Annotated in this window: 12 protein-coding genes; 7 read left to right on the top strand and 5 right to left on the bottom strand. The window is 36.0% G+C overall.

Going from position 1 to position 15,831, the window contains the following annotated elements; translation table 11 throughout:
* Positions 1-34 precede the first annotated feature (34 nt).
* The gene (locus BM201_RS06370) at positions 35-2,620 is read right to left on the bottom strand and encodes an ATP-dependent Clp protease ATP-binding subunit (protein WP_092540772.1); all 2,586 of its coding nucleotides are present in this window, start codon (positions 2,618-2,620) and stop codon (positions 35-37) included.
* 248 nt (positions 2,621-2,868) lie between these two features.
* On the opposite strand from BM201_RS06370, the gene gyrA reads away from it, so the two are divergent.
* Both gyrA and BM201_RS06380 read left to right on the top strand, forming a co-directional pair.
* Positions 2,869-5,403, top strand: a complete 2,535-nt coding sequence (gene gyrA, locus BM201_RS06375; protein WP_092540774.1) for a DNA gyrase subunit A — start codon at positions 2,869-2,871, stop codon at positions 5,401-5,403.
* Positions 5,404-5,425: 22 nt separating this feature from the next.
* Entirely contained in the window at positions 5,426-6,667 is a 1,242-nt protein-coding gene (locus tag BM201_RS06380) for a tetratricopeptide repeat protein (protein ID WP_092540776.1), read from the top strand.
* A gap of 78 nt (positions 6,668-6,745) precedes the next feature.
* On the opposite strand, the gene BM201_RS06385 is transcribed toward BM201_RS06380, so the two are convergent.
* Both BM201_RS06385 and BM201_RS06390 read right to left on the bottom strand, forming a co-directional pair.
* Positions 6,746-7,495 (bottom strand): C40 family peptidase, encoded by a 750-nt coding sequence (locus BM201_RS06385; RefSeq protein WP_092540779.1) that lies wholly within the window; start codon positions 7,493-7,495, stop codon positions 6,746-6,748.
* A 26-nt stretch (positions 7,496-7,521) separates the two neighbouring features.
* Positions 7,522-8,700: an acetyl-CoA C-acyltransferase gene (locus tag BM201_RS06390; protein ID WP_092540781.1), complete on the bottom strand. Its 1,179-nt coding sequence runs from the start codon at positions 8,698-8,700 to the stop codon at positions 7,522-7,524.
* Positions 8,701-8,815: 115 nt separating this feature from the next.
* Between BM201_RS06390 and BM201_RS06395 the strand changes: the two genes are divergently transcribed.
* Positions 8,816-10,861 (top strand): HD family phosphohydrolase, encoded by a 2,046-nt coding sequence (locus BM201_RS06395; RefSeq protein ID WP_092541522.1) that lies wholly within the window; start codon positions 8,816-8,818, stop codon positions 10,859-10,861.
* A 2-nt stretch (positions 10,862-10,863) separates the two neighbouring features.
* Here the strand turns inward: BM201_RS06395 and BM201_RS06400 are convergent, their stop codons facing one another.
* Positions 10,864-11,313: a transcription elongation factor gene (locus BM201_RS06400; protein WP_092540783.1), complete on the bottom strand. Its 450-nt coding sequence runs from the start codon at positions 11,311-11,313 to the stop codon at positions 10,864-10,866.
* Positions 11,314-11,509: 196 nt separating this feature from the next.
* On the opposite strand from BM201_RS06400, the gene BM201_RS06405 reads away from it, so the two are divergent.
* Together BM201_RS06405 and BM201_RS06410 are read left to right on the top strand one after the other, a co-directional pair.
* Positions 11,510-12,172, top strand: a complete 663-nt coding sequence (locus tag BM201_RS06405) for a SatD family protein (RefSeq protein WP_092540785.1) — start codon at positions 11,510-11,512, stop codon at positions 12,170-12,172.
* Positions 12,169-12,888: a DUF3307 domain-containing protein gene (locus BM201_RS06410; protein ID WP_092540787.1), complete on the top strand. Its 720-nt coding sequence runs from the start codon at positions 12,169-12,171 to the stop codon at positions 12,886-12,888. The genes BM201_RS06405 and BM201_RS06410 overlap by 4 nt, the downstream gene beginning before the upstream one ends.
* On the opposite strand, the gene BM201_RS06415 is transcribed toward BM201_RS06410, so the two are convergent.
* Complete coding sequence (locus tag BM201_RS06415; protein WP_092540789.1) at positions 12,865-13,272, bottom strand: glyoxalase; 408 nt, start codon at positions 13,270-13,272, stop codon at positions 12,865-12,867. The genes BM201_RS06410 and BM201_RS06415 overlap by 24 nt on opposite strands.
* A gap of 301 nt (positions 13,273-13,573) precedes the next feature.
* Here BM201_RS06415 and BM201_RS06420 point away from each other — a divergent pair, with 301 nt between their 5' ends.
* Together BM201_RS06420 and BM201_RS06425 are read left to right on the top strand one after the other, a co-directional pair.
* The gene (locus BM201_RS06420) at positions 13,574-14,932 is read left to right on the top strand and encodes an NAD-dependent succinate-semialdehyde dehydrogenase (protein WP_092540791.1); all 1,359 of its coding nucleotides are present in this window, start codon (positions 13,574-13,576) and stop codon (positions 14,930-14,932) included.
* Positions 14,933-14,947: 15 nt separating this feature from the next.
* A complete protein-coding gene (locus tag BM201_RS06425) occupies positions 14,948-15,829 on the top strand; it encodes a DUF72 domain-containing protein (RefSeq protein ID WP_092540793.1) in 882 nt (293 codons plus the stop codon).
* Positions 15,830-15,831 lie beyond the last annotated feature (2 nt).

Raw genomic sequence — 15,831 nt, forward strand, 5'->3', positions numbered from 1 at the left:
GTGGGGCTTTTCAAAACAATTTATAGGATCTAATCTATTTTTTTGACTCTGATTCTTCTTCGGTATTTTTACCTTTTTTTACTTTTATCGCCAATTCATCTTCGCCGTCTTTATAGTCCATTTCAATCTTATCACCTTCAGAAATTTTAGAATTTATAATTTCTTCAGCTAATGCATCTTCAATATATTTTTGAATAGCTCTATTTAGCGGACGAGCACCATATTGCTTGTCGAAACCTTTCTCTGCAATAAAATCTTTAGCTTTATCACTCAGTTTTAATTCGTAACCAAGTCCGCCAATTCTTCCATATAACTTCGAAAGTTCAATATCGATGATCTTGTGAATATCTTCTCTTTCTAAAGCGTTAAAGACAATAACATCATCAATTCTATTTAAGAATTCTGGAGCAAAAGCCTTTTTAAGCGCATTTTGAATTACTCCGCGTGCATTTTCATCAGCTTGAGACCTTTGAGATTGTGTACCAAAACCAATTCCCTGGCCAAAATCTTTAAGTTTTCTTGCCCCGATATTAGAAGTCATAATGATGATCGTATTTCTAAAATCGATCTTACGTCCTAAACTATCAGTTAAGTAACCGTCATCCAATACCTGCAATAACATATTGAAAACATCTGGATGGGCTTTTTCAACCTCGTCTAATAGAATCACGGCATAAGGTTTTCTACGTACCTTTTCGGTAAGCTGTCCACCTTCTTCGTAACCAACATATCCCGGAGGTGCACCAATTAATCTGGATACAGCGAATTTTTCCATATATTCACTCATATCGATTCTAATTAGCGTATCCTCGTTATCAAAAAGCTCACGAGCTAAAACCTTCGCTAACTGAGTTTTACCGACCCCAGTTTGACCCAAAAATATAAATGAACCAATTGGTTTGTTTGGATCTTTAAGACCGGCACGATTACGCTGTATAGCTTTTACTACCTTAGCAACGGCATCGTCCTGACCAATAACTTTTCCTTTAATTTTCTTAGGAAGTTCTACCAGTTTGTTCGATTCGGTTTGAGCGATACGATTTACTGGAACGCCAGTCATCATAGAAACAACATCGGCAACACTATCTTCGTTAACGATCTCTTTATGCTTCTTAGATTCTTCTTCCCAACGTTCCTGAGCGATGGCTAATTCTTTTTCAAGATTTTTCTCATCATCTCTTAATTTTGCAGCTTCTTCGTATTTCTGTTTTTTAACTACAGAATTTTTCTTTTCACGTACTTCTTCGAGTTTACGTTCTAGATCAAGAATCTGTTTAGGAACATCGATATTTGTGATATGGACGCGAGATCCGGCTTCATCTAAAGCATCGATAGCTTTGTCTGGAAGGAATCTGTCGGTCATATAACGATTGGTTAACTTCACACAAGCTTCAATAGCTTCCTGAGTATATTCAACGTTATGATGATCTTCGTATTTATCTTTAATATTATTAAGAATTTCGATAGTTTCATCTACAGAAGTTGGCTCTACGATCACTTTCTGGAAACGACGCTCTAAAGCACCATCTTTCTCAATATACTGGCGATATTCATCTAAGGTTGTAGCACCTATACATTGAATTTCACCTCTTGCCAATGCCGGTTTAAACATATTACTGGCATCTAAACTTCCAGTAGCTCCTCCAGCGCCTACGATGGTATGAATCTCATCTATAAAAAGAATAATGTCGTCGTTCTTTTCAAGCTCGTTCATCACCGCTTTCATTCGCTCTTCGAATTGTCCGCGATACTTAGTTCCAGCAACAAGACTGGCAAGATCTAAAGTAACCACGCGCTTATCAAAAAGGATTCTTGAAACCTTTCGTTTTACAATCCTTAAAGCAAGACCTTCTGCAATGGCAGATTTACCAACGCCCGGTTCACCTATTAAAAGAGGATTATTCTTCTTACGTCTACTAAGAATTTGAGACACACGCTCAATTTCTTTTTCTCTACCAACCACAGGATCTAGTTTATCACCTTCAGCCATGGCAGTAAGATCACGCCCAAAATTATCTAAAACCGGAGTTTTTGATTTCTTATTCGCTTTAGAAGCGCCTCCGCCACCAGCAGCTCCTGTTCCGCTAAATGGATTGTCCTTTGTAGCATCATCTGTGCTATCTTCATCAGAAAACGATTCTGCTGAAGGTCCCTGTGTATAATCTGAGTCGTCGTTTGCGATCATAAATTTAAATTGATCTTTTACCCCATCATAATCGATCTTAAGCTTGTTAAGCAATTTTGTGGTAGGGTCGTTTTCATTTCTTAAGATACACAATAACAGGTGCGCCGTATTTATATTTGGACTCTGAAATAATTTAGCCTCCAAAAATGTGGTTTTAAGGGCACGTTCGGCCTGTCTTGTTAGATGCAGGTTTTTTTTCTCGTTAGAAACTGCCGTCATATTTGGATTAGCAGGACTTAAAATCTCTACTTTTCTACGTAAATGGCTTAAATCGATATCCAGAGCGTTTAGGATGTCTATGGCTTTCCCGTCACCGTCTCTCAATAATCCAAGCATTAGATGCTCTGTACCTATAAAGTCATGACCAAGTCTTAAGGCCTCTTCTTTACTGTATGCGATTACATCTTTTACTCTTGGTGAAAAATTATCATCCATGTTTTTTCCTTTCTCTCTTTGTTAATTTTTTATTCTGAAGTAGGACAAAAACTATACCTAAGCCCGAATATATAGCTAATTGACAAAATAACTTTCAAAAATCAAAATGTGGGAGTGTTAACTTATCAACTTTGTCACAATAAAATTTTGTTAATAAAAACCTTGAAAACTATTGCTGAAGTACCATGAGACATAGAGAAAATATGTAAATTAGCAGGTTAGATTTGTGAACTAAACAATATTGTAATATGGCTGAAGGAGAAAAGCTTATTCCTATCAACATTGAAGAAGAGATGAAATCGGCCTACATTGATTATTCAATGTCGGTCATTGTGTCACGTGCGTTGCCGGATGTTCGTGATGGTCTTAAGCCGGTACACCGTAGAGTATTATTTGGAATGTACGAATTAGGCGTACTTTCTAATAGAGCATATAAAAAGTCAGCAAGAATTGTAGGAGAAGTATTAGGTAAGTATCACCCACACGGTGACTCATCTGTATACGACACCATGGTTAGAATGGCGCAGGAGTGGAGTATGCGTTATATGCTTGTAGATGGCCAGGGTAACTTTGGATCTGTAGATGGTGATAGCCCTGCAGCAATGCGTTATACAGAGGCAAGAATGAGAAAGATCAGTGAGGATATGCTTGCTGATATCGATAAAGAAACTGTAGATACGCAATTAAACTTTGATGACTCGTTAAATGAGCCAATCGTTTTACCTACCAGAATCCCTAACTTATTAGTGAATGGAGCTAGTGGTATTGCTGTTGGTATGGCGACGAATATGGCCCCTCATAACTTAACTGAAGTTATCAATGGTACGGTAGCTTATATCGATAATCACGATATCGAGATCGACGAGTTAATGCAACATATAAAAGCACCAGATTTCCCAACAGGCGGAATTATATATGGTTATGATGGTGTTCGTGAAGCATTTAAAACAGGTCGAGGCCGTATCGTAATGAGAGCCAAAAGTTCTCTTGAAGAAGTAAATGGTAGAGAATGTATCATTGTTACTGAAATTCCATATCAGGTAAATAAGGCTGATATGATCAAGAAAACGGCTGATCTTATTAATGATAAGAAAATCGAAGGAATTAGTCTTATTAGAGATGAATCAGACCGCCATGGGATGCGTATCGTTTATCAATTAAAACGAGATGCTATTCCTAATATCGTTTTAAATACGCTATTTAAGCACACTGCTTTACAATCTTCTTTTAGTGTAAATAATATTGCACTTGTAAATGGAAGACCAGAAATGCTTAACCTTAAAGATATTATTTATCATTTTGTTGAGCATAGACATGAAGTTGTAGTTCGTAGAACTGAATACGAATTAAAAAAGGCAGAAGATAGAGCACACATATTAGAAGGATTGATTATTGCTTCAGATAATATTGACGAGGTAATTGCTCTTATTAGATCTTCTAATAATGCTGATGAAGCCCGCCAGAAATTAATTGATAGATTCGAACTTTCTGAAGTACAGGCCCGAGCAATCGTAGAAATGCGATTAAGACAGCTTACAGGACTGGAACAAGACAAGTTAAGAGCTGAGTACGATGAGATCTTAGAAACCATTAAAGACCTTAAAGACATTTTGGCACGTAAAGAGCGCAGAATGCAGGTTATTAAGGATGAATTACTAGAAGTAAAAGAAAAATACGGTGATGGTAGAAGATCTACTATCGAGTATGCTGGTGGAGATCTTAGTATCGAAGATATGATTCCAGATGAACGAGTAATTATTACGATCTCTCACGCGGGTTATATTAAAAGGACATCCTTAAACGAATATAAGAGACAGAATAGAGGTGGAGTTGGTCAAAAAGGATCGAATACCAGAAACGAAGATTTCTTAGAATATTTATTCTCTGGTACTAATCACCAATATATGCTTTTCTTCACTCAAAAAGGAAAGTGTTTCTGGATGCGCGTTTACGAGATTCCAGAAGGTAGTAAGGCTTCAAAAGGTAGAGCTATTCAAAACCTTATTAATATCGAGCCAGACGATCGAGTTAAAGCATTTATTTGTACACAAGACCTCAAAGATGAGGAATATGTCAACAATCACTTTGTTATCATGGCCACTAAAAAAGGTCAGGTGAAAAAAACTTCACTAGAACAATATTCTCGTCCTAGAACTAATGGAATCAATGCGATCACGATCAAAGAAGATGACGAATTACTAGAAGCTAAACTTACAACTGGTGATAGCCAGGTGATGTTAGCTGTTAAAAGTGGTAAAGCAATTCGTTTTGAAGAAAGTAAGACCAGGCCAATGGGTAGAAATGCTTCAGGGGTTAGAGGTATTACTTTAGCAGACGATAATGATGAAGTTGTAGGTATGGTTTCTGTAAACGATATGGAGTCGAACATTCTTGTTGTTTCTGAAAATGGCTACGGAAAACGTTCAAGCTTAGAAGATTATCGTATTACCAATCGTGGTGGTAAAGGAGTAAAAACCATTTCAGTTACAGATAAGACTGGTAGTTTAGTAGCGATTAAGAACGTTACCGATGATGATGATCTAATGATCATTAATAAATCTGGTATCGCTATTCGACTTGAAGTAAATGATCTTCGTGTGATGGGTAGAGCAACCCAGGGAGTTCGATTAATTAATTTAAAGGGTAAAGATTCTATCGCTGCTGTCGCAAAAGTGCTTCATGACGAAGATGATTTAGAGAATATGGAAGATGCTGAAGATATAGACAAACCAACAGGTGAAGCAGATGGCACAGATATTGCTCAAAATGATTCAGAAGAATAAACTAAATTAATAAACCAATACAATGAAAAAGAATATTTTGACATTGTCGCTATTGTCTTTCATAGGTCTTTCAGCAATAGCGCAAAAGGATGAAATTAAAAATGCTGAAGATCTTATCGAAGACGGTAATTTCGACCAGGCTAAGACAGAATTAGCAGCAGCTGAAGAAAAACTTTCTGAAGCGAATGACAAATGGACAGAAAGATTCTATTTATACAAAGCTCAGGCTTACCTGGCAGATGGTAATTCTACATCAGTTGAAGATTTTAAAGTTGCTGGCGAAGCTTATGGAAAAGCTATCGAAATGGGTAGTGATGAAGCTCAGCAAGGATTAACTAATTTAAGAAATCAACTTGTACAAAGCGCTATCGACGATCAAAACACCGAGAATTATACTGGTGCTGCAGATAAGCTAGTTGCTAGCTATGAAATGAATAAGCAGGATACTATTTATCTTTATTATGCTGCAGCAAATTCATTAAATGCTCAGGATTATGACTCTGCTCTTAAATATTACGAGCAATTAAGAGACTTAGATTTCGACGGTTCTTCTGTAGAATATACTGCAGTAAACACCGAAACTGGCGAAACCGAATCTTTTGGTTCTAAAGAGCAAAGAGATATGATGGCAAAATCAGATCAATATTCTGATCCTAAAGACACAAAACAGCCATCTAAGAGAGGTGAAATTGCTAAAAATATCGCTTTAATTTATATCCAGGAAGGAAATAATGAAAAGGCAATTTCAGCAATGGACGATGCTAAAGCTAACAATCCAGATGATGTAGGTCTTTTACAGGCTGAAGCGAATATGTATTATCAAATGGATGATAAAGCTAAATATAACGAGCTAATGAACGAGCTTGTTAAGAAAAACCCTAATGATGCAAATCTTTACTATAACTTAGGTGTTAGTACAGCAGAGCTAGGTGATCAGGACAAAGCGGTTGAATATTACAAGAAAGCTTTAGAAATTGATCCATCTATGGATAATGCTAGAATGAATATTGCAGCGGTTATTCTTAGTAAAGAACGTGAAATCATTGATGAAATGAACGGTCTTGGAATGAGTAAAGAGGATAACAAACGTTATGACGAATTAGCTGAAGAGCGTAAAGAAATCTATAGAGAAGCAATTCCTTATCTTGAAGCGATCGTAGAGAAAAATCCAGAGAATACAGATGCTGTTAGAACAGCGATGAATATCTACACTCAGATTGGTGAAAACGAAAAAGCGGCTGAAATGAAAGCTCTTCTTGAGTAATCATTAAGCATATATAAATAAAAAAGCCACTCAAATTGAGTGGCTTTTTTATATCCAAATTCGATGAAAATCGATATTTTAAATGATCTTTTTTATAACCCTAAGTTTGTGAGTGTGACGACGTAATTCTGCATTGAATATACCAGAGTGATCAATACGATCTATTCGTACCTTTTCATCCACATGAATAATGTAGTTATCCTGCATCATGATACCAACGTGATTAATTACGCCTTCGTTATCATCAAAAAACGCAAGATCACCGGCTTCACTTTCCTCAATAAAACTTAAAGCTTCTCCCTGTTTTGCTTGTTCTGCTGCGTTACGCTTTAATTTATATCCATTTAGTTTATAAACCATTTGTGTAAAACCACTGCAATCTATCCCCAGTGGAGATTTACCACCCCATAAATGCGGACTGTTTTGATAGAAAAGTGCGGTTTTTACGATATTTTCCTTAGGTAAAATACTTTTTACAACTGTACCATCGTATCTATTCTTTAAATAGGTATTAGCATTTAAAGTAACACCAATAGAGACTGGCATTAATTCGTCGTTTTCTCCTACAATAAATTCTATAAGATCTGCAGAAAGTTCAGGTTGCTGAGTATCCAGATTTATATAGATGTTCTCATCTATTTTTTGAATCTGTTTATTCTGAACCCAGGCTTCAAAACCATCAAAAGCAACACGAATTTTACTCCATTTTGCACGTTCTTCAAGTATTTTAAAATGTTCTCCATAAAGAAGCTGTGACATCATTTCGCTTTCATTAGAAGGAGCAAAACGAAGAGGCACAATGCTTAAAGGGCAAATACCGTATTGCATTAAGACTTAAATTTCTAATTTTAGGATTAATTTCTTTCGATTATCATAGCAGAAGCACCGCCGCCGCCGTTGCAAATCGCTGCAGCGCCCAATTTAGCATCATTTTGCTTAAGAACATTAATTAAAGTGATTAAAATTCTAACTCCGCTACAACCAAGTGGATGCCCAAGTGAAACAGCACCTCCATTTACGTTTGTGTTTTTGTCAGATAAACCTAAGATCTTCATATTAGCCAATCCTACAACAGAAAATGCTTCGTTAAATTCAAAAAAGTCAATTTCATCCTGAGAAACACCTGCTTTTGCAAGTGCCTTAGGTAAAGCTTTTGCCGGCGCGGTGGTAAACCATTTGGGTTCTTGTGCAGCATCTGCAAAACCTTTTATGGTACAAAGAATTTCAAGACCCAATTCTTCTGCTTTTGCCTTACTCATCAAAACTACTGCTCCAGCACCATCATTAATTGTTGAAGCGTTCGCAGCAGTCACCGTACCATCTTTAGAAAAAGCAGGGCGTAAAGCTCTAATCTTATCCATTCGTACATTTTTGTACTCCTCATCTTCTTTAAAGATCATGGGATCACCTTTTCTTTGTGGAACTTCAACCGGAACAATTTCATCGTCAAATTTACCGGCTTCCCAGGCTGCAGCAGAGCGTTCGTAAGATTTGATAGCAAAATCGTCCTGATCTTCTCGAGAAAATTCATATTCTGTAGCACAAAGATCGGCACAAACACCCATAGCATTTTTGTCATAAGCATCTACCAGGCCATCTTTTTGCATTCCATCTTCCATAGCTGCAGGACCAAATTTCTGCCCCTTTCTAAGATGGAGATAGTGAGGGATCATACTCATGTTTTCCATGCCACCAGCTACAATTATATTAGCATCTCCTAACATTATAGATTGTGCGGCCTGCATTACAGATTTCATTCCACTCGCGCATACTTTATTGATAGTTGTACAGGGTACAGTATCTGGTATTCCGGCACCAATGGCAGCCTGTCTAGCAGGAGCCTGTCCGTTACCGGCCTGCACAACATTTCCCATTAATACTTCTTCAACTAATTCTGGTTTTAGATTGATCTTTTTCAGCGCACCTTCAATGGCAATAGCACCTAATTTTGTGGCTGGTATATTTGATAAACTACCTAAAAAACTACCAATCGGAGTTCTGGCAGCACTAACAATTACTACTTCGTTATTCATAATAATGCAATTTAGCTATTACTGTTTTGCGAATTTAGTGATTTTAAAAGGAACTTGGCAAGACGTATTTAATGACCACTATTTTTTAGTACATTTGGCGAATACTTCGACTTATATGGTGGATTTCGTAAACAAGCTATACAAAAATCAGGCGCTTTTTTACAAAGTTTTCTTATTCATACTAACGGCAGTTCTTATTGTTTATTTGCTTCCCAAGGGAGGAAAATTCAAATATGAAATTCCGAAGGGAAAGCCATGGCAACACGAAAGCCTGTATGCTCCATTCGATTTTGCGATTTTAAAATCTGATGAAGAATTAAGACTGGAGCGCGAAGAAATAGCCGCCAATAATATTCCTTATTACGAATACGATCAGGACATTGCAGATAGGGTGAAGAATAGGGCGCTTCAGGAGATCAATGAAGTTTTTACCGATAGTGTGCTTGGTAATTATCGAAGTCTTATCACCAATTTTGTCACTTCTAGATTAGATGAAATTTATCGCTATGGCCTTGCTCAGGAAAATGAGCAAATGGAGCCCGGCGATCTTATTTATTTGCGAAAAGGAAACGAAGCTTTTGAGATTCCGTATAAAAATGTTTTCAAACAAGGAGAGATAAGAGATTACATTAATCAAAAGATCTATGATGCTAATTTAGACAGGTTTAGCAATGATCTTTTAGAAGTTTTCTTTAATAGTATTTCACCTAATATGTTCTATGATAACGAGTTTACTGAGCGTGTTTTGCAAAGCAAACTTGATAATATTTCATACACAAGAGGAAATATAGAACAGGGTAGCCGCGTGATCGCTAAAGGCGAAGTTGTAGAGGGTAACAAATATGATATTTTGCGTTCTCTTAAAGCTGAATATGAATCTCAGGTTTGGAGTAAATCTAATTATAACTGGATAATTGTAGGTTATAGTGCATTGGTTGCCATGGCACTTTTAATGTTGTTACTGTTTATCCAAAAATACAGGCCAGCAATCTTCGAAAATAATGTGAAGATCACGTTCATATTTTTCAACATTATTTTTATGGTAATGCTTACCACTTTGGTGGTTAATTTTGATGTGAATTATGTGTATGTGGTGCCATTATGTATACTTCCGCTTAGTTTAAAAGCCTTCTTTGATGCGCGCCTGGGAATGTTTACGCATGTTATCACTGTTTTACTTCTAGGTTTTATCGTACCTAATAGTTACGAATATATGTTCCTTCAGATCATTGCAGGAATCGTTACTATTTTAACGATTTCAGAATTATATAAAAGAGCGAACCTTTTTATTTCCGTAGGGCAAATAACCCTGGTGTATATCATTAGTTATTTTGCTTTCACTATCATCCAAGAAGGGACTATAGATGATATTAAATCTGAAGTTTTTCTTACGTTCTTACTCGGTGGTCTGGCAACTTTATTTGTGCAGCCATTGATCTATATTTATGAAAAAATCTTCGGAATGGTTTCAGATATGTCTTTACTGGAACTATCAGACACTAATAGTACATTGCTAAAAGAACTTTCAGAAAAAGCACCGGGAACTTTTCACCATTCTTTAAATGTTGCCAATCTTGCTGAAGCTGCCGCCAACGAAATTAATGCCAATGCGATGTTAGTTAGGGTAGGAGCGCTTTACCATGATATAGGGAAAATGGAAAACCCAACTTATTTTACCGAAAATCAAGTATCTTCGGTAAATTCACATGATGACCTTGCTCCACAAGAAAGTGCGCAAATTATCATCGATCACGTAATTAGAGGAATAGAAATTGCCAGAAAAAATAATCTTCCAGATAGGGTGATCGACTTTATTAGAACGCATCATGGAACCAGCACGGTGTATTATTTCTTTATGAAAGCTAAGGAAGCCGATAGTGAAGTAGATCCAGATAATTTTAGATATCCGGGGCCAATTCCTTTTAGTAAGGAAACGGCAATTCTAATGATGTGTGATAGCGTAGAAGCAGCAAGTAAGAGTTTAAAAGAACCAACTTCCACGCTTATTGATGGTTTCGTAGAGAAGATCATTAATAAACAGATGGAAGAAGGTCAGTTTTTAAATGCGAATATTACGTTTAAAGAAATCCAGATGATAAAGAAAATTCTTAAGCGAAAACTTAAGAATATTTACCATCTAAGAATCGAATATCCAGAATAGATCTATTCGATTCCTGTAATTTCCTGTTCATTATCATTAATGCTAAAAGTATCGCCTGCTTTTTTTCCTTCTAATTCCTTGTAAATAGGTGCTTTTGTAGAAATAGCGAATATTTTACTGCCATCTTCCATACTAATCTCACCTAGTGCAACGGCGATAAAATAGTATTTGTCTTTGGTTTCTACCACGCTACCAAAGCCAATCCTTTCGTTTTTATGATCTGGATCTATTTTACTTAATTCTTCTTTTTGCTCTTGGGCTTCACTTAAATGCCCTGCATTTTTTTCAAAATCACTTAGCATTTCGCCTTTGTTATCTTCATCGTAATCGGTTTTAATATCGTTATTTTCCATAGACTCTCTAAGCTCGTCCATACGATTTTGATATTGATCGATCTTGTCGTTAATAGCGTCTAAACACTTGTAAAATAGTTCTTTTTTATTCGTTTTCATTTTCAATTTTTTAGTTGTTTGCTTAAAAATAAGCTTCTGTTTTTCTCTCTTATAATTATTAGTAAAAGTTTAGTAAGCAATTAAGCTTGTATTTACAGTCTCATAAGTCTCATGTCTTATTTTAGTAATTTATAAGCCTTTAAACTTATTTTATATAAATATTAGGTATTTGGCTTATATTTTTTATATTTGAAATATGATAGCAGTTCTAACAGCCGATTTAATTGATTCTTCTAAATACGAATCTGATTTCCTGGAAAAGGTAATTGTGACCTTACAGGAACAGTTCATTTATTTTGAAAAAAGTTTAGCTGAAAAAGCAAGCAATTTCAGTATTTATAGAGGAGATAGTTTTCAGGGCATCATCAATAGTCCTGAAAAAGCACTTTTATGCTCATTTTTATTGAAAACGGCGCTAAATAAATTAGAATCTGAAGCAAATTCGTCTATTGTTAAAGCCGATTTGAAACTTGCGATAGGAATTGGTAGTTTTGATCTTAAACGTGATGAAATTTCTGAAAGTAACGGTGAAGCTTTTCAGTTTTCGGGAAGAACTTTAGATGAAATGAAGTCTGGCTCTAGAAAATTAATGCTGAAAACATCGGATATCGATATAAATGCCGAGTTTGATACCAGTTTAGCACTTTTCGATTTTATTGCAGATCGTTGGAGTACCGCTTCTGCTGAAGTGATTTTCTATTTGCTTCAGGGTTTAAAGGAAAAAGAAATTGCCCAAATTGTGGGCATAAGTCAGAGTGCCGTTAATCAGCGTAAAAAAGCGGCCGGTTGGGATCCAATTTCAGTATTATTAAAACGTTTCGAAGAAAAAATTTCAGCAACATTTAAAGGAAATCAATGATTTTTCTACAACTTTTCTTAGCACATATTCTTACCGATTTTGTTTTTCAAACTTCAAAATGGGTAAAGCAGAAACAAAAGAAAAGATCTAAATCTGTTTTCCTTTACATTCACGCTTTTTTAGCCGGGTTTTTTTCTTATTTACTTTTAAGAGACTGGGATCAAATTCTTGTTCCCGTTTTTATAAGTTTCACTCATTTTTTTATCGATTTATGGAAGCTAAATCAAAAGAAAGATAATCTGAAGTATTTTTTGCTCGACCAGTTTTTTCATCTTTTAGGGATCTTTTTAGCCTGGTTATATTTAAGTTCAAGTTTCGATAAAATTGGTCCGGGATTTATCGATTTACTGGATTCTAACATATTTCTCGCTATTTTGATAGCATATTTGCTTGTGATTTTTCCCGTGGGATTTATTATTGGCAAGGCCACAGAAAAATGGCACGAAGAGATCTTAAAAAACACCAAAGAGCCGTTAAGCCTAAAAGCTGCAGGCCGTTATATCGGAATATTTGAGCGTATCTTAGTGCTTACATTTATCCTAACCGATAATTTTTCGGCCATTGGATTTCTTATCGCGGCGAAATCTATTTTAAGATTTGCAGACAAAAATGAAGCAAGTGCCCGCAAGCAAACAGAATATGTGCTTATTGGGACACTTATGAGCTTTTCTATCACGATAATCATCGGACTTTTAGTACGCCATATCGCGTTCTAAAAGCTGAATATTATCCTGTAATCTTCGTTTAACCAAATTCATCATTCGTTTGTTTAATGCTGAAGAATTTTCGATATACGTGCGATATTCTTCAACAGTAAATTGCCCTATGACCATTCCTTTCAAGCTATTTCTGAATTTTATATCACGCTGAATTGCATTTTCGATATAGACCAGGCGTTTTTCAATACCCAGTTCATAAAACGCATTTTTGTGTTTCGTAATGTAGTTTCTAAATGCTTCTACTAATAAGTCGTTTTGAAGTTTAACAATAGGCCTAAGAGTTCCGTTTTGGAATTTCTCGTCTGAACTCATGTTCTCTGAAATCTTAGCTGATGGGATTTCTGGCCTTAATTGAAGTAATTGGTGATCACGTGGATTCATAATAAAGGCGTTTGCTCTAAAATACTAATAAATAGTATGCATTACCTTAACCTGAAAATTACTTGTAAACTGGTTATAAACAATTAACAAAAATAGTAAACTACAATAGCTAATATTGGACAAATTTCTGCTATATTCTTTCTGAAACATTTAAAAAACTTAAAAAGCTGAATGTTCAAATTCGATGATTATCGATGCTTTTTTGGATGGATATAAATAAGATCGTGCGTTAAATTCCTCTTAATCGTTTCAACTTGCCAATAGCTCTTGTTACCTTTAAGATTGAACAAAAAATGATGTTATGATGACTTCAAAAAACCCATATAATGGGGAAATAATCGAAGAATTTAAGGAATATACCAAGGAGGAAGTAAATAAAGCTATAGAAAAAGCAGACGAGCGTTTTAAAAGCTGGCGAAAAGTAAGTTTTTCAGAAAAAAGTAAGCTTTTAAATAATGCTGCAAAAGAACTTCGTAAAAATCAAAGATCTTATGCTAAAGATATGACCAAAGAAATGGGGAAACCTATTTCACAGTCTTTAGCTGAAATTGAAAAATGCGCCTGGGTTTGCGAATATTATGCTGAAAATGCCGAAGATCACCTTCAAAATGAAATGATCGAAACCGATGCCCAGAAAAGTTATGTAAGCTACGAGCCATTAGGAGTGGTTTTAGCCATAATGCCCTGGAATTATCCATTCTGGCAAGTGTTTAGATTTGCCGCTCCTGCGCTTATGGCTGGGAATATAGGGGTCTTAAAACACGCCAGTAATGTTATGCGTTCTGCACAAAACATTCAGAAGGTATTTGAAAATGCCGGTTTTCCTGAAGCTTGTTTTCAAAATTTAGTGATCTCAAGTAGCAAAATAGATGACATCTTAAAAGATAAACGCGTAAAAGCTGTTACGCTTACAGGAAGCAAACCTGCAGGAAGTGCGGTTGCAGCCACCGCTGGGAGCGAAATTAAAAAGTCGGTTTTAGAACTTGGGGGAAGCAATGCCTTAGTGGTTTTTAAAGATGCAAATATTGCTGAGACCGTAAAAACCTGTGTCCAGGCCAGATTCCAAAATACAGGCCAAAGTTGTATCGCTGGGAAACGCTTGTTACTTCACGAAAGTATTGAGGAAGAATTTATGCAAGAATTTTTGAAACAGGCACGCGAATTAAAAAGCGGTGATCCTATGGACGAAGATACTTATATAGGAACTTTAGCCCGTGAAGATCTTGCCGAAGATTTAGAAAAACAAGTAAATGAATCCGTTAAACAAGGAGCGAAAGTGATCCTGGGTGGCAAACGGGACAAAGCATATTTTGAACCAACCATTTTAACCAATGTGACTAAAGAAATGGCTGTTTTTACTGAAGAAACTTTTGGTCCTGTGATTTCAGTTACCACATTTAAAGAGAGTCAGGAAGCTATAGATCTGGTAAATTATTCAGATTTTGGTTTGGGAGTTTCTATCTTTACAGAAGATTTTGATTTCGCTGAAGAAATAGTACCAGAGTTTGAAGATGGCGCCGTTTTTATAAACGAACTGGTGAAAAGTGATCCAAGACTACCTTTTGGTGGAACTAAGATTTCTGGCTATGGTAGAGAACTTTCTTCACACGGAATTCAGGAGTTTGTGAATAGAAAAACAGTGTATTTCAACAAATATTAATTTAAATTCAAATTCATGAAATTTGGAAAAGTTGACGATCCGGGAAGCATAGATTTCACACTTCCTCCAGACCACCCTCAAACCAAAGAGGTATTAAATAAAGAAAAAGCATCTAGTTTTAAAAATGTAAGAATTGGTTGCGCAAAATGGAATCGCCAGGATCTTAAGAATTTTTATCCTAGAGGAACAAAAGACGAGTTGACCTATTATGCAACTCAGTTTAACGCCATTGAACTTAATGCTTCTTTTTATCGAATTTTTCCAGATTCTCAATTCGAAACCTGGTACGGGAAGGCGAGTGATGATTTTCAGTTTTCTCCAAAAGTTCCACGAATTATCAGTCATATAAAGCGCTTAAACGATACTGAAACTTTAGTTGACGATGTAGTTGCGAATATGTTACCATTAAAGGAAAAACTGGGATGTTGTTTTTTACAAATGCCAGATAATTTTATGCCGAAGTGGGTGGAGCGTTTAGAGCCATTCTTTAAGCATTGGCCAAAAGAAATTCCGCTTGCGGTAGAACTTCGCCATACAGATTGGCACAATGACGAAGCTGTTGCGAAAGAACTGAACGATTTATTGCTGAAATATAATTTGTCTAGCGTAATTGTAGATTCTGCGGGTAGACGTGATCTTTTGCACATGCGTCTAACGAACGCTACTGCTTTTATTCGTTATAATGGTGCAAATCATCCTTCAGATTATGCGAGGTTAGATGATTGGTTAGATCGAATAGGAGAGTGGTACGAGCAGGGATTAAAACAATTGTACTTTTATGTACATCAAAATTTAGAGGAAGCTTCGCCATTACTTTCAGCCTATTTTATTGAAAAATTCAATAAGAAATTTGGAACCGATATCGTGATTCCTAAAACATTACCACCAAAAAAATAACA

The organism is Zunongwangia mangrovi (assembly GCF_900112105.1).
Taxonomy (GTDB): domain Bacteria; phylum Bacteroidota; class Bacteroidia; order Flavobacteriales; family Flavobacteriaceae; genus Zunongwangia; species Zunongwangia mangrovi.